Annotated in this window: 20 protein-coding genes; 11 read left to right on the top strand and 9 right to left on the bottom strand. The window is 71.8% G+C overall.

Annotation, left to right across the window (positions count from 1 at the left end):
- Both ACZ4N4_RS37905 and ACZ4N4_RS37900 read right to left on the bottom strand, forming a co-directional pair.
- Complete coding sequence (locus tag ACZ4N4_RS37905; RefSeq protein ID WP_467597505.1) at positions 1–180, bottom strand: hypothetical protein; 180 nt, start codon at positions 178–180, stop codon at positions 1–3.
- 568 nt (positions 181–748) lie between these two features.
- Positions 749–1,573, bottom strand: coding sequence for a helix-turn-helix domain-containing protein (locus ACZ4N4_RS37900; protein ID WP_467597502.1), 825 nt, complete (start codon positions 1,571–1,573; stop codon positions 749–751).
- A 133-nt stretch (positions 1,574–1,706) separates the two neighbouring features.
- Between ACZ4N4_RS37900 and ACZ4N4_RS37895 the strand changes: the two genes are divergently transcribed.
- Both ACZ4N4_RS37895 and ACZ4N4_RS37890 read left to right on the top strand, forming a co-directional pair.
- Positions 1,707–2,414: an alpha/beta fold hydrolase gene (locus ACZ4N4_RS37895; RefSeq protein WP_453563511.1), complete on the top strand. Its 708-nt coding sequence runs from the start codon at positions 1,707–1,709 to the stop codon at positions 2,412–2,414.
- Between the two features lie 54 nt (positions 2,415–2,468).
- Entirely contained in the window at positions 2,469–2,834 is a 366-nt protein-coding gene (locus tag ACZ4N4_RS37890) for a nuclear transport factor 2 family protein (protein WP_467597498.1), read from the top strand.
- 224 nt (positions 2,835–3,058) lie between these two features.
- Here the strand turns inward: ACZ4N4_RS37890 and ACZ4N4_RS37885 are convergent, their stop codons facing one another.
- Complete coding sequence (locus tag ACZ4N4_RS37885; protein WP_467597495.1) at positions 3,059–3,934, bottom strand: undecaprenyl-diphosphate phosphatase; 876 nt, start codon at positions 3,932–3,934, stop codon at positions 3,059–3,061.
- A 282-nt stretch (positions 3,935–4,216) separates the two neighbouring features.
- Between ACZ4N4_RS37885 and ACZ4N4_RS37880 the strand changes: the two genes are divergently transcribed.
- From ACZ4N4_RS37880 to ACZ4N4_RS37865, 4 genes are all read left to right on the top strand, one after another.
- Positions 4,217–5,383: a Gfo/Idh/MocA family protein gene (locus ACZ4N4_RS37880; RefSeq protein ID WP_467597492.1), complete on the top strand. Its 1,167-nt coding sequence runs from the start codon at positions 4,217–4,219 to the stop codon at positions 5,381–5,383.
- Complete coding sequence (locus ACZ4N4_RS37875; protein WP_467597489.1) at positions 5,380–6,309, top strand: DUF6807 domain-containing protein; 930 nt, start codon at positions 5,380–5,382, stop codon at positions 6,307–6,309. Before ACZ4N4_RS37880 ends, ACZ4N4_RS37875 begins: the two co-directional genes overlap by 4 nt.
- A complete protein-coding gene (locus ACZ4N4_RS37870; protein WP_467597486.1) occupies positions 6,306–7,031 on the top strand; it encodes a cupin domain-containing protein in 726 nt (241 codons plus the stop codon). The genes ACZ4N4_RS37875 and ACZ4N4_RS37870 overlap by 4 nt, the downstream gene beginning before the upstream one ends.
- 176 nt (positions 7,032–7,207) lie before the next feature.
- A complete protein-coding gene (locus ACZ4N4_RS37865) occupies positions 7,208–8,380 on the top strand; it encodes a thiolase family protein (RefSeq protein WP_467597484.1) in 1,173 nt (390 codons plus the stop codon).
- 127 nt (positions 8,381–8,507) lie between these two features.
- Here the strand turns inward: ACZ4N4_RS37865 and ACZ4N4_RS37860 are convergent, their stop codons facing one another.
- Positions 8,508–9,272 (bottom strand): TVP38/TMEM64 family protein, encoded by a 765-nt coding sequence (locus ACZ4N4_RS37860; RefSeq protein ID WP_453563527.1) that lies wholly within the window; start codon positions 9,270–9,272, stop codon positions 8,508–8,510.
- A gap of 333 nt (positions 9,273–9,605) precedes the next feature.
- On the opposite strand from ACZ4N4_RS37860, the gene tuf reads away from it, so the two are divergent.
- Positions 9,606–10,775: an elongation factor Tu gene (gene tuf, locus ACZ4N4_RS37855; RefSeq protein WP_453563529.1), complete on the top strand. Its 1,170-nt coding sequence runs from the start codon at positions 9,606–9,608 to the stop codon at positions 10,773–10,775.
- A gap of 62 nt (positions 10,776–10,837) precedes the next feature.
- Positions 10,838–11,683: a spermidine synthase gene (locus ACZ4N4_RS37850; RefSeq protein WP_453563532.1), complete on the top strand. Its 846-nt coding sequence runs from the start codon at positions 10,838–10,840 to the stop codon at positions 11,681–11,683.
- On the opposite strand, the gene ACZ4N4_RS37845 is transcribed toward ACZ4N4_RS37850, so the two are convergent.
- Both ACZ4N4_RS37845 and ACZ4N4_RS37840 read right to left on the bottom strand, forming a co-directional pair.
- Complete coding sequence (locus ACZ4N4_RS37845; RefSeq protein WP_467597480.1) at positions 11,645–12,955, bottom strand: MFS transporter; 1,311 nt, start codon at positions 12,953–12,955, stop codon at positions 11,645–11,647. The genes ACZ4N4_RS37850 and ACZ4N4_RS37845 overlap by 39 nt on opposite strands.
- A 69-nt stretch (positions 12,956–13,024) precedes the next feature.
- Positions 13,025–14,035: a DUF8017 domain-containing protein gene (locus ACZ4N4_RS37840; protein WP_467597477.1), complete on the bottom strand. Its 1,011-nt coding sequence runs from the start codon at positions 14,033–14,035 to the stop codon at positions 13,025–13,027.
- A 156-nt stretch (positions 14,036–14,191) separates the two neighbouring features.
- Between ACZ4N4_RS37840 and ACZ4N4_RS37835 the strand changes: the two genes are divergently transcribed.
- Positions 14,192–14,629, top strand: coding sequence for a DUF4442 domain-containing protein (locus tag ACZ4N4_RS37835; protein WP_453564496.1), 438 nt, complete (start codon positions 14,192–14,194; stop codon positions 14,627–14,629).
- Positions 14,630–14,697: 68 nt separating this feature from the next.
- On the opposite strand, the gene ACZ4N4_RS37830 is transcribed toward ACZ4N4_RS37835, so the two are convergent.
- The 3 genes from ACZ4N4_RS37830 to galU all read right to left on the bottom strand — a co-directional run bounded on the left by ACZ4N4_RS37830 (position 14,698) and on the right by galU (position 17,768).
- Positions 14,698–15,528 (bottom strand): alpha/beta fold hydrolase, encoded by an 831-nt coding sequence (locus ACZ4N4_RS37830; protein WP_467597475.1) that lies wholly within the window; start codon positions 15,526–15,528, stop codon positions 14,698–14,700.
- Positions 15,529–15,644: 116 nt separating this feature from the next.
- Entirely contained in the window at positions 15,645–16,493 is an 849-nt protein-coding gene (locus tag ACZ4N4_RS37825) for an alpha/beta hydrolase (protein ID WP_467597472.1), read from the bottom strand.
- A 324-nt stretch (positions 16,494–16,817) separates the two neighbouring features.
- On the bottom strand, positions 16,818–17,768 hold the full coding sequence (gene galU, locus ACZ4N4_RS37820) for a UTP--glucose-1-phosphate uridylyltransferase GalU (protein WP_467597469.1): 951 nt from the start codon (positions 17,766–17,768) through the stop codon (positions 16,818–16,820).
- A 415-nt stretch (positions 17,769–18,183) separates the two neighbouring features.
- Here galU and ACZ4N4_RS37815 point away from each other — a divergent pair, with 415 nt between their 5' ends.
- Together ACZ4N4_RS37815 and ACZ4N4_RS37810 are read left to right on the top strand one after the other, a co-directional pair.
- Positions 18,184–20,010, top strand: coding sequence for an RICIN domain-containing protein (locus ACZ4N4_RS37815; RefSeq protein ID WP_467597466.1), 1,827 nt, complete (start codon positions 18,184–18,186; stop codon positions 20,008–20,010).
- Positions 20,011–20,313: 303 nt separating this feature from the next.
- On the top strand, positions 20,314–22,785 hold the full coding sequence (locus tag ACZ4N4_RS37810; RefSeq protein WP_467597463.1) for a beta-glucosidase: 2,472 nt from the start codon (positions 20,314–20,316) through the stop codon (positions 22,783–22,785).
- Positions 22,786–22,982: the final 197 nt, after the last annotated feature.

Raw genomic sequence — 22,982 nt, 5'->3', positions numbered from 1 at the left:
TCAGGCCGCCTCGATGATCCGCCCGCGGATCGCCTCGGCCCACTCGACCACCAACAGCTCGTACTCCGCCCGTTCCTGTGCCGACAGGGTTCCGCCCGCACGCAGCCACAGGGCCCGGATGCGCTCGTTGACCTCGGCAGCAGACCGCGCGGAACCAGGGGTTCGGGAATCGGGGGACATACCGAACAGCGTAGGGGCAAGAACTGACCGTGCGCTACCAGGCGGCTACGCAGACCGTATGGGGTTGGTCACGGGCGATACGGCGGGCGGGGCGCCACGCCTTGGCATTTGCCGGGCGGGTGGTCGCGACACGGACACGGCGATACGCCCCTGCCCTGGCCTTCGCCCTCACCAAAGCCGGTACAGCGTTCCCAAACCCCGGAAAGGCGGCGGGCGTTGGGGGTTGGCCGAGATAAGCCACCACCCGCGCCCACCCCACGAACGACCGCCCCGCGCGCATGCCGCAGGAACCGAGCCGGCGCGCTCGCGCGGTAACCATCGCCCTCCCCGCGCCCGCGCCCTGCGGCGCGGCGATCGCCCTCACGCTCGCGCCTGTGGCGTGGCCATCGCCCTCCCCGCGCCCGCGCCTGCGGCGTAGCCATCGCCCCGACACCCGAGCCGTCGTCGGCCTCCTCCCCGCGGCTCCCGCCCGTGGGTGTCGCCCGCTCGTGCTCGGGCCGTGGGGCCGCTCTCGCGCCCCGCCGTGGTCGTCGTGTTCCGCGCCACCGTCGCAGTCGTCCCTGGGCGCTCATGCCATGGCCGTCGCCGACGCAAGCAACCCCAGTCTCTCGGCGCTGTCGGTGTCCGGGGCCGGGTGGTAGATGACGAGGGTCTGGCCGGTCGTGCCGGTGACGGTCAGGCGTTCGCGGTTCAGGTGCAGGCGGCCGACCTGGGGGTGGTCGATGCGTTTGGTCGCACCCTCGCAGGCGGCCACGTCGTGGCGGGCCCAGAGCCGGCTGAAGTCGGGGCTCGCGAGGGAGAGTTCGCCGACGAGGTCGATGACGCGGGGATCGTCCGCGTCGGTCCCGACGGAGCCGCGGAAACCGGCGATCATGCCGGCGCCCGCGTTCGCCCAGTCCGGATGGAGAGCCTGTTCGGCGGGGTCGAGGAAGGTGTCCCGCAGCCGGTTGGCGCCGACCGTGAGCCGCGGTGACAGCGCGGTCGCCAGGGCGTTCACGGCGAGCACGTCGAAGTAGCGGCCCTCGACGAGCGCGGGCAGCGGGAGGGCGGCGACCAGTTGGGCGATGCCGGGCGGAACCGTCTCCTTGCGACGGCGGCGCCGGTGCCGGCGGGGCTTTCCGGCGCCCAGGCTCAGCAGATAGGCCGTCGCGGCCTCGTCGAGGCGCAGCACCCGGGCGAGGGACTCCAGGACCTGTACCGAGGGGTTGCGGTCGCGGCCCTGTTCCAGGCGCAGGTAGTAGTCGGCGCTGATCCCGGCCAGCATCGCCACCTCCTCCCGGCGCAGGCCCGGCACCCGCCGCGTCCCGAGCACGGGGATGCCGGCCTGCTCGGGCGTGACGAGCTCACGGCGGGCACGTACGTACGCGCCGAGCAGGTTCGGTTCGTCCGTCATCCCGCCACGGTAATGCGGACCGCGTGACCCTGCCTGGTCCTGTCACCCCCAGGATCAGCGGGGCTCTGCCCCGGCCGGAGCGCGCGCGGAAGCGTGATCGGCGACCGTCACGGCCACAGTGAGGAGCGGGATCATGTCGACGTATCTACTGGTGCACGGGGCCTGGCACAGCGGAGAGTGCTGGCAGCGGGTCGTTCCCGAGCTGACGGCGGCCGGACACCGGGTGTTCGCGCCGTCGCTGACCGGACACGGCGGGAAAGCGCATCTGCTCGGCCCCGACGTCGGCCTCGACACCCACGTCGACGACGTCGTCGGGCTGATCACGGACCAGGACCTGAGCGATGTCGTACTCGTGGGACACAGCTACGCGGGACTGGTCGTCTCGTCCGTCGCCAACCAGGTCCCCGACCGCGTCGGGCACCTGGTGTACCTCGACGCGATGGTTCCGCAGGACGGTGAGAGCGCCGCCGACGTCCAGCCCGTGAGCCAGGTCCTGATCGACCGCGCTCTGGCCTCCGACAGCGGCTGGCGGGTCCCGCCGCTGCCCGAACTGCCGCCGCCGCACGGTCTGTTCGGGGTGACCGATGCCGCGGATGTGGCCTGGCTGCGCACGATGCTGACCGACGAGTCGGTGCGCTGCCTCCAGCAGCCGGTGCGGCTGGACAACCCGGCCGCAGGGACCGTCCCCCGGACCCACATCCACTGCGTGGCCGACGTACCGGAAGGCATCGTCCGCCGTCCGGTCCCCGCGACAGAGCAGGTGTGGCGACTGCCCACCGGCCACGACTGCATGATCACCATGCCGGCGGAACTCGCGGAACTCCTGCTCAAGCTCGGCTGATCCCAGGGGGAAACGCGCTGTGCCGGGGGCGGTGCGAGGCCGTAACCTCCCCGCATGACGGACCAGGACGAGCGCGCGGTACAGGCGGCCATCGACGGGGAGCTGCGGCTTCTCGATCCCGAGGTGCGCGCCTCCCCGGACCTCGTCCTGGAGCTTCTCGACCCGGAGTTCGCGGAGATCGGGGCGTCCGGCCGCCGCTGGGACATCGTGTCGGTCCTCACGGTGACCAGCGGCGGATCGGTGTCCCCTGACTCGCCGGTCCAGGTGAGCGAGATGTCGGGAACCGTGCTCGCACCGGGCGTCGTCCATCTGACGTACTTCGCGGACAACCAGGGACGCCGGGCCTGGCGCAGCTCCCTGTGGCGGCTGACGGAGACCGGCTGGCGGATGTACTTCCACCAGGGCACACTCGCCGCCTGACGAGGCGCCCGCCGAACCGCCGGTCGAGAACCGCCGGTCGAGAATCGCCGGTCGAGAATCGCCGGTCGAGAACCGCCGGTCGAGAACCGCCGGTCGAGATGGGCCGGACGAACGCCGCCCTCCGAGAACCGCCCTCCGGGAGCCGCCCACCGAGAGCCGTCCGCTGGGAACCGCCCACCGAGAGCCGCCCGCCGCGAACCGCCTGACGAGAGCCGCCCGGCGTGCTAGCCCGCCGACTCCGCCGCGTGCGGGCTCAGCACGTCCGCCGAGACCAGGGCGATGATCACGATGCCGAGGGCGATGCGGTACCAGACGAACGGCATGAAGCTCTTGTTGGAGATCCACTTCATGAACCACGCGATCACCGCGTACCCGGAGGCGAACGCGATCACCGTCGCGAACAGGGTCGGGCCCCAGGCCACATGCCCCTCGCTCACCGAGTCCTTGACCTCGAAGGCGCCGGAGGCCAGCACCGCCGGGATGGCGAGCAGGAAGGAGTACCGGGCCGCCGCCTCGCGCTTGTAGCCCATGAACAGGCCGCCGCTGATGGTGGCGCCGGAGCGGGAGACGCCCGGGATCAGGGCGCAGGCCTGGCAGAGGCCGTAGATCAGGCCGTCCCTCACGCTCAGGTTCTCCAGCGTCTTGCGCTGCTTCGGCGCCCGGTGCCGGCCGCCCGTCTCGTCGCGGGCGGCGAGCCGGTCGGCGATGCCGATGACGATGCCGACGACGATGAGCATGGTGGCCGTGATCCGCAGATCGCGGAACGGGCCCTCGATCTGGTCCTTGAGCGTCACACCCAGCAGGCCGATCGGGATCGAGCCGACGATCACCAGCCAGCCCATCTGGGCGTTGTGGTCCCGGCGCATCGCCTTGTCGGACAGCGACCGGAACCAGGCCGAGATGATCCGCCCGATGTCCTTGCGGAAGTAGATCAGCACCGCGGTCTCCGTGCCGATCTGGGTGATCGCGGTGAAGGCCGCGCCCGGGTCCTTCCAGCCGGAGAAGGCCGCGGTCAGCCGCAGATGCGCACTGGAGGAGACGGGCAGGAACTCGGTCAGCCCCTGGACGAGTCCGAGGATCAGCGATTCGAACCAAGACATGAAGGTACGGCGTCCCAGGGGTGAGAGAGGGCTGGCGGGTGCGCGGGCGCGCGTGATCATGCGGATGCAACGGCAGCGTAGCGGGCCTCGTCAACGACGCGGACACAGGGGTTCGGCGGGCGGACAGGGGCGAGGGGGTGTTGACCGGCCTGGGCACCGCCGCTTACGTTTCCCCATGAGAAAGCGCTTGCTGCCGCACATCGGGGTGCGTGTGCGGCGCACGTCGGGCGACGGTTCGCGCCCATCGTCGGTCCCCGCCCCCGAGGAGTGCTGATCACGTCCATGCCCCGCACGCCCCTTGCCTCCCCTCCCGCAGCCCCCTTCGCCGGTCGCCGCATCCGCGCCGCCGTCGTCGGCGCCGGCGCCATCGGGCGCGGCTCCCACCTGCCCGCGCTCGCCCAGCTGGCCGCGGAGGGCGAGACGGAGGTCGTCGCCGCCGTTGACATCGATGCCACGGCCGTCGAGGCGTTCCGCGCCGAGGCCGGCATCCCGCACGCCTACACCGACCTGGACCGGATGCTCGCCGAGCAGCGGCCCGACCTGGTCACCATCGGCACCCCGCCGACCCTGCACCGGGACCAGACGGTGGCCGCGCTGCGGGCCGGGGCCTGGGTGTGGTGCGAGAAGCCGCCGGTGCCGTCGCTCGCCGACTTCGACGCGGTCGAGGCCGAGGAGGGCACCGACGGCGGGCCGTACGCGTCCATCGTCTTCCAGCACCGGTTCGGCTCCGCCTCCACCCATGTGCGCAGGCTGCTGGCCGAGGGGGCGCTGGGACGCCCGCTGGTCGCCCACTGCCAGACCACCTGGTACCGGGACACCGCCTACTACGCCGTGCCCTGGCGCGGCCGCTGGGCGACCGAGGGCGGTGGCCCGGCGATGGGCCACGGCATCCACCAGATGGACCTGCTCCTCGACCTGCTCGGGCCGTGGCGCGAGGTGCGGGGCATGGCCGGCCGCCTCGTGCACGACGTGGAGACCGAGGACGTCTCCACCGCCCTGGTCCGGTTCGCGAACGGCGCCCTGGCGACCGTCGTCAACAGCGTGCTCAGCCCCGACGAGGTCAGCCGTATCCGCATCGACTGCGAGCGCGCCACCGTGGAACTGACCCACCTCTACGGCCACTCCAACGAGAACTGGCGTATCACCCCCGCACCGGGCGTCCCCGCCGACGAGGCGGCGGCCTGGCAGGACTTCGGCCCGGACGTGCCCAGCTCACACCTGGCCCAGCTGCGCGAGCTGATCGCCAGCATGCGTGCGGGGGAGCGGCCGCGCAGCAGCGGCGCGGACGGGCGCACCAGCCTGGAGCTGATCACCGCGCTGTACAAGTCGGCGTTCACCGACACCACCGTGCGTGCGGGCGAGATCGGTCCCGGTGATCCTTATTACACGGCCCTGCACGGAGGCGCCCAGGGCTGGGCTCCGGTCGAGCACGAGGAGGTGTCCGCGTGAGCGGCGAACTGCGGATCACGCACACCCACGGCGACCGGATCTCCGTGACCGAGCCGGTCACCGGGGTGCAGCTCTTCGCGTACGTCTACCGGCCCGAGGCGGCCTGGGAGGCACCCAAGCCCTATCTGCACCCGATCCGCACCCTCGCCGGGGACGTCGTCACCGACTACCGGCCCAACGACCACCGCTGGCACAAGGGCCTCTCCCTGACCGCCTCGCACCTGTCCGGCGCGAACCTGTGGGGCGGCAACTCCTATGTCCACGGCGAGGGCTACCTCGTCCTCCCGGAGCGCGTCGGTTCGATGCGGCACGTCGGCTTCGACGAGCTGTCCTCGGTGGACGGCCGGCTGGTCGTCGCGGAGCGGCTGACCTGGCACCCGTACGACGGGACGCTGTGGGCGCGGGAGACGCGGCGCATCGAGGTCCATGACGTCGATCCCGCATCCGGTGCCTGGGCGCTGACCTGGTCCAGTGCCGTCACCAACGTCCGTGACGAGCCGCTCCGGTTCGGCAGCCCGACCACCGCAGGACGCGAACAGGCCGGCTACACCGGCCTGTTCTGGCGCGGTCCGCGCGCCTTCCGGGACGGCCGGATCATCGGCCCCGAGGGCGAAGGCCCGGAGCTGATGGGGTCCCAGTCGTCCTGGCTGGCCCTGTCCGGCGAGCACGACGGCACCGACGGCCACGCCACCGTCGTCTTCCAACACGCCCCGGAGAACGACCACTCGGGCGCGGGCGGCAGCCACCCCGCGCACTGGTTCGTGCGCAACGACCCGTTCGCCGGCATCGCCCCCTCCTGGGCCTTCCACGACGAACTCGAACTGGCCCCGGGGGACACCCTCCGGCGCCGCTACCGGGTCGTGATCGCGAACGGCGCCTGGGAACGCGCGGACATCGCCAAGTACCTGGAGGCGCATCCGTGGTGAGCGGCGGGGACTCCGGGTTCGCGGGGCTGCCGGGCGGGGTGGCGGTCTCGCGCCTGTGCGTGTACGACTGGCCCGCCGCCGACGGTGTGCGCGGCGGGACTCCCCATCTGCACCTGGTCTGTTCGGAGGGGTACGTCGTCACCGGCGGCCGGGGTGCGGTACAGACACTCACCGCCTCCGGGTACCAGGTCACCCCTCTCACGCCCGGCACGGTCGCCTGGTTCACGCCGGGCACCGTGCACCGCCTCGTCAACGAGGACGACCTGCGCATCACCGTGCTGATGCAGAACAGCGGCCTCCCGGAGGCCGGCGACGCGGTGCTGACGCTGCCGCCGCGCTACCTGGCCGACCCGGAGACCTACGCCTCGGTGACCACCGTCCCCGCGGACGCGCCGGAGGCCGAGCGGGAGCGGATCGCCCGTGCCCGCCGTGACCTGGCCCTGGAGGGCTACCGCGCGCTGCGCGAGGCGACCGGTCCGGAGCCGCTGGCCGCCTTCCACCGGGCCGCCGCCGCCCTCGTACGACCCCGGCTCGCCGACTGGCGCGCCCGCTGGGAGCGCGGCGCCCGGGCGGCCGCCGCGGCCACGGGGGAGCAGCTCGACCGCCTCGAACGGGGCGATGCCGGCCACCTGGCCGACGCCGTCGTACAGGCAGAACAGCCCTGTGAGCAGGGGCGGTTCGGGATGTGTGGCCGGCTGGACGTGTACCGGCAGGGTCGGTAGCGCCGCAGAGCCGAAGGAGGGGCGGACGGTCGGGCGACCGTCCGCCCCTCAGCTGTGGGCGGACGCGCTCGGGATCGCCGCTCCAGGAGATGGTTGGAATTTCCTACTCACGGAGTTATGGTGAGTTTGGATTTCCTACTCACCGGTAATCGAGACGTTCAATCGAGGTCCCCGTGATGCGTGACGCAGTCATCGTCGAAGCCGTACGTACCCCCGTCGGGAAGGGCAAGCCGAACGGGTCCCTGGCGCACGTCCACCCCGTCGAGCTCCTCGCCCACACCCTGCGCACCCTCGTCGAGCGCTCCGGCGTCGACCCGGCCCTCATCGACGACGTGATCGGCGGCACCGTCGACCAGGTCGGTGAGCAGGCCATGAACACCACCCGGTACGCCGTGCTCTCGGCGGGCTTCCCGGAGACCGTCCCCGCGACCACCGTCGACCGCCAGTGCGGCTCCTCGCAGCAGGCCGTGCACTTCGCGGCGCAGGGGGTCATGTCGGGGGCCTACGACATCGTCGTGGCCTGCGGCGTCGAGTCGATGAGCCGGGTGCCGATGTGGTCCAACGTGCCGCCCGGCAAGGACCCCTTCGGTCCCGGAGTCGCCGCCCGCTACCCGGAGGGCCTGGTCCCGCAGGGCATCAGCGCGGAGCTGATCGCGGCGAAGTGGTCGATCAGCCGGGCGGAGATGGACGCGTTCGCCGTCTCCTCGCACCAGAAGGCCGCGGCCGCCTGGGAGGCGGGGCTGTTCGACGCCGAGGTGGCGGCGCTGGAGGGGGTCGGCCGGGACGAGTCCGTGCGGCCCGGCACCACCGCCGAGATCCTCGCCGGGCTCAAGCCCGCCTACTACGACCCCGGGTTCGCCGAGCGCTTCCCGGCGATCGACTGGAGCGTCACGGCGGGCAACGCCAGCCCGATCAACGACGGCGCCTCCGCCGTGCTGATCATGGCCGGCGAGACCGCCGAGCGGCTCGGGCTGCGGCCGCTGGCCCGCCTGCACGCGTTCGCCGTGACCGGCTCCGACCCGTTGCTGATGCTGACCGGCGTCATCCCGGCCACCGAGAAGGTGCTGCGCAGGGCCGGGCTGGAGCTCGGCGACATCGACCTCTTCGAGGTGAACGAGGCGTTCTCCAGCGTGGTGCTGGCCTGGCGTCAGGAGACCGGGGCGGATCTGGCCAAGGTCAACGTGCACGGTGGGGCCATCGCGCTGGGGCATCCGCTGGGGGCGAGCGGGACGCGGCTGACCACGACGCTGGTGCATGCCATGCGGGAGCGCGGCGCTCGCTTCGGCCTCCAGACCATGTGCGAGGCGGGTGGGCTGGCCAACGCGATGATTCTGGAAGCGGTGCGGTAGGGACTGTGCGCCCAATGGGGTGCCGCGTGGAGTCAATGGGCGGCTGCGGCGCCGTGGGGGCTTGGCGCGCGGCTCCCGCGCCCCTTACCGGGCGCTGTAGTTGCCGGACGTCTGGAGTTACGGGGCGCTAAGGCTTGGGGCGTAGGTGGTGGCGCTTCCTCCAGGCCACCACTGCTCCTGCCACCGCCGGTACGACGATGGCCGCCACCGAGATCAGGAACACCGGGGACGTCGGCGTCGAGGCCCGGGCGCCGGCCACCACGTACGCGGCGACGTTCGGGATCGAGCCCAGCCCCGTCGCCAGCAGGAACGGCGCGTAGCGCATCCGGGAGACGGATGCCGCGTAGTTCGCGGCCCAGAACGGGACGCCCGGGAACAGCCGTACCGCCAGCATCGAGCGGAAGCCGTGCTTGCTGAACTGGTTGTCCGCCGCCTTCAGCAGCCGGCCGCGCAGCAGCGGGCGCAGCGCGTCCTGGCCGAGGATGCGGCCGAGCGCGAAGGAGATCCAGGCCCCGAGCAGAGTGCCCGCCATGGCCGCGCCCATGCCGAGCGCCGAGCCGAACAGCGCGCCGGCCGCCAGGTTCAGGATCGGCCGCGGTACGAACGCCACCGTGATCAGGCCGTACGCCACGGCGAAGATCACCACCGCGGTGGCGCCCTCGACCTGGGGCGGCCAGCCCTGCTGCATCAGCTTCTGCGGCTCGAAGAGCAGCACCGACGACGCGGCCGCGGCCAGCAGGGCGACGAGCAGGGACAGCCGGGTCCACGGCGACAGCAGCACTCTCGTGCAGCGCGCGGTGAAGCTCACCGGACCGGACAGGGCAATGGTCAGCTCCTTGGCGGCGGCCGGGGGAACGGCCGTGGCGGTGCCAGAGCGGTTGGCATCGAGCATTCGGTGACACTAGCCGAAGCGGATGTGTGATCGCCGTATGGTTCCCGCCCCTTGGGCGGAACCGGCGCCGCGGAAAACCGTTCGACGTGCGGCGACGCATCGGCAATGATCTGCGTCATGTTCCGGTACGCCTTCCTCCTCGCAGCATCCGCAGCCGCGGATGCGCCGAAGGCTGCCGTGCCCGTTCTGTTGGCCGCCGCCGACGGCGCCCGAAGCTGACCCTCCCCGGATCGTCCGGCGGACCCCGTAGGGGGAGGGTCGGCGGTTCTCCGGGGTCCCCGCGTCTCGCGCTCACGAGACGCTTCACCGCAGTTCAGGCTTCGAGGTAGAGCCATGCCCAAGACGGCATACGTCCGCACCAAACCGCATCTCAACATCGGCACGATGGGCCACGTCGACCACGGCAAGACCACCCTGACCGCCGCCATCACCAAGGTCCTCGCCGAGCGCGGCACCGGCACCTTCGTGCCGTTCGACCGCATCGACCGAGCCCCGGAGGAGGCGGCCCGCGGCATCACCATCAACATCGCGCACGTCGAGTACGAGACCGACACCCGGCATTACGCCCACGTGGACATGCCGGGCCATGCCGACTACGTCAAGAACATGGTCACCGGGGCCGCCCAGCTGGACGGCGCGATCCTCGTGGTCTCCGCGCTCGACGGGATCATGCCGCAGACCGCCGAACACGTGCTGCTCGCCCGGCAGGTGGGCGTCGACCACATCGTGGTCGCGCTCAACAAGGCCGACGCGGGCGACGAGGAACTGACCGACCTCGTGGAGCTGGAGGTCCGTGAACTGCTCACCGCGCAGGGGTACGGCGGCGACGCGGTGCCCGTCGTACGGGTCTCCGGGCTCAAGGCCCTGGAGGGGGACCCGCGATGGACGGCGTCGATCGAGGCGCTGCTCGACGCGGTGGACACGTACGTGCCGATGCCGGAGCGGTATCTGGACGCGCCGTTCCTGCTGCCGGTGGAGAACGTGCTCACCATCACCGGGCGCGGGACCGTCGTGACCGGTGCCGTGGAGCGGGGGACCGTGCGGGTCGGCGACCGGATCGAGGTGCTCGGCGCGGACGTCGAGACCGTCGTCACCGGCCTGGAGACCTTCGGCAAGCCGATGGACGAGGCGCAGGCCGGGGACAACGTGGCGTTGCTGTTGCGCGGGGTGCCGCGGGACGCGGTGCGGCGCGGGCACGTGGTGGCGGCGCCGGGGAGTGTGGTGCCGGCGCGGCGGTTCTCGGCGCGGGTGTACGTGCTGTCGGGGCGCGAAGGGGGACGTACGACCCCTGTCTCGACGGGGTACCGCCCGCAGTTCTACATCCGTACGGCGGACGTGGTCGGGGACGTCGACCTCGGTGAGGCGGCGGTCGCCCGGCCCGGGGACACGGTGGAGATGACCGTGGAGCTGGGGCGGGAGGTGCCGCTGGAGGCGGGGTTGGGGTTCGCGATCCGTGAGGGTGGCCGGACCGTGGGGGCGGGGACCGTGACCTCGGTGGAGTGAGGCCGAGGCGGGTGGGGGACCGCGGGCCGGTGGGGGCCGGTCGCAGGCGGGACAATGATGGCGTGAACGAAGCCATACCCGTCGTCCGGGTCACCGATCACGGCACCGCCAAGCTCATGCCCGACGTCGACCGGGAGCGGGCCTGGCTGCTGACGGTCGACGGGGCGCCCCAGTCGTACGTCGATCTCGACGCCCCGACGCATCTGGAGTTCGAGTACGCCCGGCGGCTCGGGTACGTGCTGGACGCCGTGGCGGAGACCGGGGCGCCCCTGGACGTGCTGCATCTCGGCGGGGGCGCCCTCACACTGCCTCGGTACGTGGCGGCGACCCGGCCGGGGTCCCGGCAGGACGTCGTGGACGCCGACGGGGGTCTGCTGGACCTGGTCACCGAACATCTGCCGCTGCCGGACCGCACCGGGATCGCCCTGCACGCCGCCGACGCACGCGGCTGGCTGGAGGGCGCTCCCGGCGACTCGGCCGACGTGCTGATCGCCGATGTCTTCGGGGGGTCCCGGATCCCCGCGCATCTGACCTCGCTGGGCTATGCGCGGGAGGCCGAGCGGGTACTGCGGGACGACGGGGTCTACCTGGCCAACCTCGCGGACTCCGCGCCCTTCGACTTCCTGCGCTCCCAACTCGCCACGTTCGCGGCCGTGTTCGAGGAGCTGGCGGTCATCGCCGAGCCGGGGGTGCTGCGCGGGCGGCGGTTCGGGAACGCGGTGCTCATCGCCTCGCACCGGCCCGTCGACACCGCCGTGCTGGCCCGGCGCACGGCCGCCGACGTCTTTCCCGCACGCGTCGAACACGGGCCCGCGTTGCGGCGGTTCCTCGGCGGTGCCGGACCGGTCGGCGACGCGGACGCGGTGCCCTCACCCGAGCCCCCCGGCGGAACGTTCGGCATCGGGTGAGGCCGGCATCGAGCGGGCGGTGACCGGGACCGTGCGGCGGGTGAGGCTGCGGACGTCCGGCACCAGCAGGACCGCGGCGGTGACGGCGACGACCAGGCCCGCGCAGCCCCACAGCGCCGGACTCCGGCCGAAGGCGTCCTCCGCCGGGCCCGCCAGCGCGGTCGCCAGCGGCAGCAGGGAGACGGACCCGAACCAGTCGTACGCCGAGACCCGGGACAGCTTGTCCTCGGGTATCTCCTGGTGCAGCACCGTCATCCAGGAGACGCCGAAGACCTCGACCATGGTCCCGGAGACGAACATCACCACGTAGAGGATCCCCACCGGGACGGGCACCGCCAGCGCCGCCGAGGGCAGGGCCAGCGGGAAGATGCAGAGGGTGCCGACGAACAGCGGCCGGCGGGGTTTCCAACGGGTCATCAGCAGGGCGCCGGCCACCGTGCCCGCGCCGAAGGCGCCCAGTGCCAGGCCCCACGGGCCCGGTCCGCCCAGGCTGTCGCGGGCGACGAGCGGGCCGTAGACGGCGTCGGCGGCGCCCACCACCGCGTTCGCGATCGAGAACTGGACGACGATGCCCCACAGCCAGGGACGCCCTTTGACCTCCTGCCAGCCTTCCCTGAGGTCGGCCAGCAGCCCCTCGCCGGGCGCGCGCGGCGGGATATGGCCGACGTCGAGGAGCGAACGCAGCGCGCCGGCGACCGCGAACGCGGCCGCGTCCACCGCCAGTACCCAGCCCGGGCCCACCGCCGCCACCAGGGCACCGCCGAGCGCCGCGCCGCCCAGGGCCGCGCCCTGCATCGCGATCCGGAACACGGCGAAGGCGCGGCCCGCCTGCTCCCCGCTCACCGAGGACATCAGCATGCCCTCGGCCGCCGGGCTGAAGAACGCCTGGCCGGTACCGCCCAGCGCCGTGAGCAGCATCATCTGCCACAGCCGGGGGTCACCCGCGAGCACCAGGACGGCGAAGGTGCCCTGGGAGAGGAAGTTGAGGGCGTTGGCCGCGACCATCACCCGGTGGCGGGGGAACCGGTCCGCCACCGCGCCGCCGATGAGCAGGAACAGCACCAGCGGAAGGGTCCGGGCGGCGGCCACCAGGCCGACGTCCCCGCCGTCGCCGCCCGCGTCCAGCACCGCGAACGCGGCGGCGATCAGCGAGCCGTTGGCGCCCAGACTCGTCACGACCGCCGCCGCGGTCAGCAGACTGTAGTTGCGGCCCGCCCAGCCGGGTCTGCGCAGGCGGGCGGGGGCGCCGGGGGTGTCGGAGGCGGAGTTCACCGCCTGACTATCCCTGCCTGGGGTCCGGCTTGCCAAACCGCCTGGTGGGCGTCCGGCCCCCTGACCTGGTCAGCTCGCGGTCGGGGTGCCGTGCAGCCGTACCGTGCTGAGGATCTTCATGATCGTGGCCGTGGGGACCTCGCCCTTGACGCCCTTGGCGCCGTAGAAGTCCCAGGACACCAGGTCGCCGGCCGAGTTCTCGAAGCCGAACGTGATCGCCTTGCCGTCGCTCGCGCACTTGCCCTTCTGCGGGGTGTCCGCCGAACGCGCCCAGGCGTAGGCGCCCTTGAGGCCGGACGCGGTGGTGTAGGCGGTGGCCTTCTTGTCGTAGCCGATGGTCTTCTTGTCCGGCTGGGTGTAGCCGCCGTAGACCCACCAGGGGACTTCCCGGACGGCCGCGTCGCCGCCGCTCTTCGCGCCGCTCTCGCCCTTGGTGCCGACCCCCGCCAGGGAGGTGTCCTCGGTCCTGCCGTCCTTGTCGTCGTCGCTCGTGCACCACTTCGACTTGTACTGGGCGGCCCCCGACATGGTGATGATCGGCTTGCCGTCCTTGTCCTCGAAGCCGATGGACGTACCGGGGGTCAGCACCTCCCAGTCGGCCGGCACGTCGAAGGCGGTGCCCCACTTGGGGTTCACGACGGTCTTCCAGCCCGCGACCGTCGGCTTCTCGGTCTCGTCACCGCGCGGGTTGTCGTCCGTCGAGGCGGACGCGGAGACGGTCGGCGACGGTGTCGGCGACTGGGTCGCCCGCTGGTCCTTCCCGTTGTCCGCCTTGTCGTCCTTCTTGCCGCCGAGCACCAGGAACCCGGTCACCCCGGCCGCCACCACGACGGCCGCGGCCGCGATGATCGCGACCAGTTTCGTCCGGTTGCCTCCGCCCCCGCCCCCGCCCTGCGGTGCCTGCGGGCCGCCGGCCGGTCCCGGCGGACCCCACTGCGGCTGCTGCCCGTGGCCGCCCGGCGGCGGATACTGCTGGTATCCGGGCTGCTGGTACGGATTCGGCTGCTGGTAACCCGGTTGCTGATACGGGTTGTTCTGCGGGTACTGCTCGCCCCCTGGCGGCTGCTGTTCTGGCCACATGGCTCGTAACCCTAGTGCCGCCCGGGACGTCGTACACCCCTGGCGTCGGCGAACGCCACGCCGGCAGGTCGCCGCCACCATGACGACGATCTGCGCACCGGCACTGTTCAGACTCTGCTACCCGTGAGTAACATGGCTGTCATGAGCACAGACCAGATGTCGATCGGCGAGATGCTCGCCGCCACGGTCCCGATGGTGCGGACCCTCAACCTGGAGTACCTGGAGACCACTCCGGAGCGGGCCGTGCTGTCCCTTCCGGACCAGGGCGACTTCCACAACCACATCGGCGGGCCGCACGCGGGCGCGATGTTCACCCTCGCCGAGTCGGCCAGCGGCGCGATCGTCCTCGCCGCCTTCGGCGACCAGCTCTCCCGGGCCGTGCCGCTCGCCGTCAGCGCCGAGATCGCCTACAAGAAGGTGGCTCTCGGACCGGTCAGGGCGACCGCGACCCTGGGCCGCCCGATCGCCGACGTCGTCGCCGAACTCGACGAGGGCAAGCGTCCCGAGTTCCCGGTCGCCGTCGCCATCCAGCGCGAGGACGGCGCGGTGACCGGCGAGATGACCGTTGTCTGGACCCTCCGCCCCAACGCCTGAGCGATCGCGGACGCCCGCTCCGCCGAGACCGGGGCGGAGCGGGCGGGCCGCCCGGCGGTCGCGGCCGGCTACTCCTCGATGAAGGCGAGGATGTCGGGGTTGAGGACGTCCGGGTGCGTCGACAACATGCCGTGCGGGTAACCGTCGTAGCTCTTGAGCCGGCCGTTCTTGAGCAGCTCGGCGGACTTCGGGCCGGCGTCGGCGTACGGCACGACCTGGTCGCCGGTGCCGTGCATCACGAGCACCGGGACCTCGATCTTCTGAAGGTCCTCGGTGAAGTCGGTCTCGGAGAAGGCCTTGATGCACTCGTAGTGCGCGTTGGCGGCGCCTGTCATGCCCTGGAGCCACCAACGGTCGATCAGGGCCTGCGACTTCTCGACCCCGGGCTGGTCGAAGTTGTAGAACGGCCCCGACGGCACGTCGATGTAGAACTGGGCGCGGTTGGCGGCCAGCGCGGCGCGGAACCCGTCGAACACCTCGATGGGCAGGCCCTCGGGGTTGCTCTCCTTCTTGATCATGACCGGGGGGACGGCCGCGACGAGGACCGCCTTGGAGACCCGCCCCGGCTTGGCCCGCGCGACGTAGCGAGCGACCTCGCCGCCACCGGTGGAGTGGCCGATGTGCACCGCGTCCTTCAGGTCGAGGGCGTCGGTCAGCGCGACGACGTCGGCCGCGTAGGTGTCCATGTCGTGACCGGTGGCGGTCTGGCTCGAACGGCCGTGGCCGCGTCGGTCATGGGCGATGACGCGGTACCCCTTGGACAGGAAGTACAGCAACTGGTTGTCCCAGTCGTCGGCGCTCAGCGGCCAGCCGTGGTGGAAGACGATGGGCTTGCCGTCGCGGGGGCCCCAGTCCTTGTAGAAGATGGTGGTGCCGTCGGATGTGGTGACCGTGCTCATTGCTCATCCTTACGTGAGGCCGGCCGGACCGGCCGGATCGGACGCTCCTGGGTGGGCGCGGATCCCGCGGCCGAGAGACATGCGCCGGTTCCGAGATGCGTTGGCCGCCCGCCGCCTCATCGCAGGGACGAGGCTGCCGACTGGATCACTTTCGTCACGGCTGCCGGGTCCGACACCAGCGTGAGGTGCGAACCGCCGTTGTAGACGGTCACGTTGGCCTTCGCGCGGCGCGCCATCATCTTCTCCGAGTCGGGCGTGATGATCTGGTCGCCGGTGCTGATGAAGTACCAGGAGGGGATCGTCTTCCACGCCTGGTACTTGGACGGGGTGTTGAAGGCCACCGTGGTCGCGGCACGCTGAGTGGCCCACAGGTTGACCGCCTGGTCGTGGGGCAGACCGTTCGCGAACTTGCTGACGAACACGTTCTCCTTGAGGTACAGCGCGGACGCCTTGGACGGTGCGTTCGGATACGGCACGGCGTCGTACAGATCGGCCGGCTTCCCCTTGGTCAGGACGGAGGTCGGGCCGCTGAGCCGCGCCGTGGTCTCCCCGACCGCCGGTGCGGCGGCGTCGACGTAGACGAGGGCCTTGACGTTGGCGACTCCTTGGGCGGCGTTGGTGATCACCGAGCCGCCGTAGGAGTGCCCCACCAGGACGATCGGGCCCTTGATGCTCCTGAGGAAGTACTTGACGGTCTGCGCGTCGGTCGTCAGGTTCTCCAGCGGGTTGCCGATGGCGCGCACCGGGTAGCCCGCGCGGCGCAGGAGAGTGACCTCGCCGCTCCAGCTCGACGTGTCCGCCCACGCGCCGTGCACGAGGACGATCGTGGGTTTCGTCTGCCTGCCGGCCGTGGGGCCGGTGCTCGCCGTACCGCCCGGTGGGGCCGCGGCGACCATGCTGGTGACGGCGATCGTGACGGCCGTCAGAGTCATCGGGAGATTCCGCCGCCGTGCGGTGGACGCCATCGGAAGCCTCCTTGTTCCAGCTTCACCGGAGGGAACGCGTCCGGACAGGAAGGAAGGGCCGGGCACGCGGATCAGGGAACAAGCCCGCGGCACCGAGGGACACGCCCCTGGCTCTCCACAAGACGGTAGCGCCATGCCGTCGCATCAGCACCTGGGACCGGAACGCCCGGGCCGGAGCGCCGGAGAGGTCTCCTCGGATCAGCTGCCGGTCGGGATGCCCCCTGCGTCGATGACGTCGAGGATCGCCTCGGCGGTGAAGCGGGGGCCACTGAAGTCGCCCTCGGGGACCGTGCGCGTCGGCTTCCCCCCTCTCGCGTGGCCCGCTCAGGCGGCCCGGTCGGAGTGCCGTGCGGTCTCCTCGGCTGTCAGGCCCGCCACGAACTCCTGCAACCACGCCGTGAACTCGGGGCCCAGATCCGGGCGTTGGCAGGAGAGCCGGACCACAGTACGCAGATAGTCGGCCTTGTCTCCGGTGTCGTAGCGCAGTCCGTCGAAGACGACTCCGTGCACCGTGCCGCCCGCGGCCAGCTCCTGCAGCGCGTCGGTCAGCTGGATCTCACCGCCCCGGCCGGGCGCGGTCCGCTCCAGGACGCCGAACACCTCAGGGGCCAGGACATAGCGGCCGATGACCGCGTAGTTGCTGGGCGCGTTCTCCGGGGACGGCTTCTCCACCAGACCGGTCACCCGCACCAGGCCCGCCTCGCCGGTGTGCTCGACGGCGGCGCACCCGTAGAGGTGAACCTGTGACGGGTCGACCTCCATCAGCGCCACCACACTGCCCTCGAAGCGGTCGCGGACCTCGAGCATCCGGCTGAGCAGGGTCTCGCGCGCATCGATCAGGTCGTCACCGAGGAGCACCGCGAACGGCTGGTCGCCCACGTGGTGCTTGGCGCACAGCACCGCGTGGCCGAGGCCGAGCGGGTCGCCCTGACGGATGTGGTGGATGTCGGCGAGCCGTGCGGGATCGCGTACGGCGTCCAGGCGCACGGTGTCGCCCTTGGCGGCCAGCGCCTGCTCCAGCTCGAAGGCGTTGTCGAAGTGGTCCTCGATGGCCCGCTTGTGCCGGCCGGTCACCATGAGGATGTCGTCGAGTCCGGCCTTGGCCGCCTCCTCGACGACGTACTGGATCGCCGGCTTGTCGACGACCGGCAGCATCTCCTTCGGGGTCGCCTTGGTGGCGGGCAGGAACCGGGTGCCGAGTCCGGCGGCCGGGACGACGGCCTTGCGCACCGACCGGGGGGACGTGTCGGCGGCTGGGGTGTGGGGGGCGGTCATGCGGCACATGCTGGCGCACCGGGATGAGAGCGGGCCGAGAGAAACGTGGGAGACGGCTGTGGAAGGCCGCGTTCCGCCCTCCGTGACTTCAGCCGTGCGGTAGTTGAAGGTTTCGTGTGCCGCCGGACCCGCGGCACACACAAGTCGAACCTGTGCGCCCGCTGAATGCGGGCCGGTCATGGATACCGCCGGTAACTTATCTGAATTCGCCGAACTTTGAACTTGGGTCATCTCAACTTCTTGTTTCCTATGAGGCCCGTGTGCGAAGGTGAGCCTCCCCGCGGGAGGGTCCAGAGGCCGGTATGGCCGTTAGTCCGGTCCTTATGGTCTCCAAAAGGTACGCACCAATCAGGCACTGCATTCCGTCAGGGCGCCATTTCGCATGCCGTCCTGCGGCTCGGAAGGAAATGGTTCAGTGCAATCCCCCCACCCCCCACGCCCGCCTTACCCGCCGCACCCCGGTTCGACCCCAGGGGAGTCCGACCGCAATCTCATCGCCGAGCTCACCGGAACCCCTGCGGCCAGGCACCATGCCGTCGCCCTGCTGCTCACCCGCCACTGGCGCGCCACCTGCGACTACGCGGCCGTCTGCCTCGCCTCCGCCACGCCCGCCGCGCAGTTGGTTGCCAGCGCCGCCTTCGAGCGGGTGCTCGGCCGGCTGGCCGGCGGCGCGGTCGGCGGCGCCCTGCGTCCGCGGCTCCTCGTGGCCGTACGGGAGACGGTCCGCGCCTGGGCCGCCGACGAGGCCATTTCCGTGGTCGTACCGGAACTGCGCAAAACCACCGGCGGTCGCGGACTCAGTGCCGCGAGACCGGGCACCCCCGAAAGACGGCAACTCGCAGAACGCGCTTTCCAGGCTCTTCCCGCCGCCTCGCAGTGCCTCCTCTGGCACACCGAGGTCGAAGCCGAACCCATAAACATACCCGCCGGTCTGTTGGGTGTCGACACCTCGACCGCCACGGCCGCCCTCGACCAGGCCCGTGAACAATTCCGGGTCGGCCTGGTACGCGCCCACCGGGAACTCGCGCCTTCGAACGAATGCCGTTTCTACAACCGACTCCTCGACGTCCCCATTCGCCGGGGCGGCTCTCTGCTCCCCGATGTGCAACAGCACCTCACGGTGTGCCGGTTCTGCAGGCACGCGGCCGAACAGCTCAGCCATTTCGACGGCGGCCTCGAGGTCCTGCTCGCCGAGACCGTGCTCGGCTGGGGCGCCCGCCGCTATCTCGACGCGCGGTCCGGCCACGGCGCTGTCGAGGCCGGACCGACCGACACCGAACCCGCGCCCACCGCGGTGCCCGGCGGCCGGCACCGCACGGTGTCCGAGGGCGGCAGGCGCAAGGCCCTGCTGGCCGGCGCCGGTCTGGTCTCCCTCGCGCTGCTCGCCACCGTGCTCGTGGCCAAGAGCTGGTCCGACGACAACGGTGTCCCGCACCCCGGCACCACCACCTGGGGCGCCCCCGGCTCCAGCACCAGCCGGCCCGGCCCGGACGGGAAACCGCCCACCGCCACCTCCCCGTCCCCGGCGTCCTTGGGCGAGCCCGTCGAGATCGCCCACGGCAGACTGCGCAGCCTCGGCTCCGGGCTCTGCCTGGACGTGCGCGGCGGCCGGGTGCGGGTGGGCGCCGACCTGCGGCTCGGCAAGTGCGCGGACGCCGGGTCGCAGCAGTGGTCGTACCAGGACGACGGCATGCTGCGCAGCGCACTCGACCCCAGCCTCTGCCTCGCCGCCGACCCGGACGCGCACAGTGTCGTGGTCGCCGGGTGTCTGGTGCACGCGGGCGAGGTGTCGTACGACCTGACGGTGCGCGGTGAGCTCCTGCTGCGCTGGGACAAGGACCTCGCGCTGGCCGTGAACGGCACGAACGTGGTCGTGGCCCGGCGCAGCGGATCGTTCCAGCAGCGCTGGGAGCTGGCGTCGGGCGGCGGGGGCGAACCGGTGACGCGGGACGCCACACACTCCGCGTCACCCGGACCGAAGAAGGGCGAGGGGTCGGAGCTCCCCGCGCCCCCGCCGGATCCGGAGACTCCGCCGCAGGCGCCCGGGAGTCCGCAGGACCCGTACAGCACACGGATCGCGCAGGTCGGCACCCATGACGGTCCCGCCCCGGCCGTGCCGCCCGGCCCGCAGGAGCAGCCCGAGCCCGTCGCAACGCTCGCCGGAACCGTCGGCGACGTCCTGGAGGCCGTACCGGCCACGGTGACGGGTGTGGTGAGCGGGGTGGGAAGCCTGCTCGGCTAGCCGGCCGGTGGGGACCACACGCTGAAGCGGTGGAGGTCCGGTTCCCGCGTGTGGAGCGGCGGAGGGTCACGGTGTGGCGTGGCCCTCCGTTTTCGGTTCCTGTCGGCGCCGGGCCGTTTTCTGTTCAGGTCGTTGACACGAGTCACCACCGGATCTAGGTTTCCGTGGCGCCGATGGTGCGGCTGACGGGTCGTCAAGGTCGTGTGAGGCGAGGTGGGTTCACATGCCGAAGGCGGACCGGTCAACCGAGCGCTCCTGCGTGGTTCACACCGTCGTGCCCGCACACCGAAGGAGTGACGGCTCATGTCCGAAACCGTCTCCCGACGATCCGCCCTGCGCCTGACGGCCGGCGCCATCACGGTCGCCGCCGCGGCCACCGGCGGACTCGTCCCGCTCCCGGCCGCCGCGGCGGCCGGGAGGCCCGAGGCCGGGGCCGGCCCCCGGGTCGAGCGGCTGATCGCCAGACTCACGCTGGACGAGAAGATCTCCCTGCTGCACGGGACCACCGACCCCGGCTCGCTCGGCCAGGCCGGCTATGTACCCGGCGTCCCCCGGCTGGGCATCCCGCCCCTCAGACTCGCCGACGGGCCGGCCGGCGTCCGTATCACCGCACACGCCACCGCGCTGCCCGCCCCCGTGCTGCTCGCCTCCGCCTTCGACCCCGAACTGGCCCGCCGCTACGGCCAGGTGATCGGCCGCGAGGGCCGCGCCCTCGGCCAGGACGTGCTGCTCTCCCCGATGGTCAACCTCATCCGCACTCCCTACGCGGGCCGCAACTTCGAGACCTTCAGCGAGGACCCGCTGCTCGCCTCCGACCTGGTCGCCGCCGAGATCGGCGGTATCCAGGGCGAGGGCCTGATCGCGACCGTCAAGCATTTCGCCCTCAACAACCAGGAAAAGGACCGCAACACGATCGACGTGCACGCCGGCGAACAGACCATGCACGAGATGGAACTGCGCGGCTTCGAGGCCGCGGTGGAGGCCGGTACCGGCGCCGTCATGGGTGCCTACAACAAGGTCAACTCCACCTTCGCCTGCGAGAACAAGGAGCTTCTCACCGACATCCTGCGCGACCGGTGGGGCTTTGGCGGCTGGGTGATGACCGACTGGTTCGCCGCGCACAGCACGGTCGCCGCCATCACCGCCGGCCTCGACATGGAGATGCCCGACGGGACGCACTTCGGGACGGCCCTCAAGTCGGCGGTGAAGAACGCGAGCGTGGCCGAGAAGTACGTCGACCGGGCGGTACGGCGGATCCTCTCGGTGATGGACCGCTTCGGCCTCCTCGACGGCAGCGCACCGCCGCGCCCCGGCCGCGACGCGGCGGCGGGCGCGGCCGTGGCCCGGGAGGTCGCCGAGGCGGGCGCGACCCTGCTGCGCAACGAGCGCCGCACGCTGCCGCTGGACGCCGGCGGCATCGCGGTGATCGGACCGACCGGCAGCCTGCCCTTCGTCAGCGGCGGCGGCAGCGCCCACGTCATTCCCGACCACGCCGACAGCCCGCTCGACGCCATCAGGGCCCGCGCGCACGGCACGGTCACCTACTCGCTCGGCGAGGACCTCTTCGGCAAGGCGCTGACCGCGGCCTCCCTCAGCCCCGCCTTCGACAGCGAGGGGCAGCGGGTCGCCGCCGGGAAGAGCTGGGAGTACGACGGCACGCTCACCGTGGCCGAGACCGACGAGTGGACTCTCGTCCTGCACTTCTCGTCCGCGGCCGCCGCCCGCCCCACGGTCCTGCTGGACGGCGAGGACCTGTTCCCCATCGCGCCCGGCTACGGCGAGTACTTCTCCGGCGGGCTGGTGGCCGTCGCCCCCGACGGCCTCGGCGTCCGCCGTGCCACGCTCCGACTCGCCAAGGGCGTGCACAAGTTGAAGATCACGGCGGTCGGAGGCGACTTGGGTCTGCTGTTCCGGCTGCGCCGGATCACCGGAGCCACCCGGGCCCAGGACGTCGCCGAGGCCGTGAGCGCGGCCCGCGCCGCACGCCATGCCGTGCTGTTCGCCTACGAGGACGCGACCGAGGGCCTCGACCGCACGACCCTCGCCCTGCCCGGCCATCAGGAGCAGCTGATCCGGGCGGTGACGGCGGCCAACCCGCGCACCACCGTCGTCCTCAACACCTCGTCGTCCACCTCCATGCCATGGCTCGCGGGCACCGGAGCCGTGCTCCAGATGTACTACCCAGGCCAGGAGGGCGCGGCCGCGACCGCCGCCGTCCTCTTCGGTGACAGTGACCCCGGCGGGCGCCTCACCCAGTCCTTCCCGGTCGACGACGAACACCACCCGGTCGCGGGGAATCCGCGCCGCTACCCCGGCGTCGGCGGCATCGAGGAGTACTCGGAGGGCATCCACGTCGGCTACCGCTGGTACGACGCGCAGGACGTGCGGCCCCTCTTCCCCTTCGGGCACGGGCTGTCGTACACCTCCTTCGCCTACTCCGACGCGCACGCGCGCTGGACGCGCGGCGGTCTGGAGGTGACGTTCAGCGTGCGCAACACCGGGCGCAGGACGGGGGTGGAGGTGCCACAGGTGTACGTCGGACGCTCGCCCGACCTCCGACTCGACCAGGCGGTACGGGTGTTGGGCGGATTCCGGCGGCTGTTCCTGCGGGCGGGGGAGCGGCGGCGGGTCACCGTGCGGGTCGCCGCGCGCACCCTGTCGTCGTGGGACGCGCGTCGCCGTCGCTGGACCCTCGGCACCGGGCGGCGCAGCGTCTGGGTGGGTGCCTCGTCGGGCGACCTGAAGCTGCGCACCAGCACGCGGGTGAGCGGCTGAGATCACTGAATCCATGTCAATGGGCGGTCGGCGAGCGAAGGCTCTCCGGCCGCTTTACTTCAAGGGTTTACAAGGATTTTCCCCGTCGCGTGTTTCATGTGAAGCAATACGCTTGACGGCAGGTTTTTGTCAGGCTTGGGTCAGGGTTGGTGCAGGCTTCGTGCAGGGGTGGTCGACACGCGTTTCCGGTGTGCCAC

This window comes from Streptomyces sp. NPDC026538 (assembly GCF_055567535.1).
Note: the sequence above shows the minus strand (reverse complement) of the source record. Positions and strands in the feature narration are given on the sequence as shown.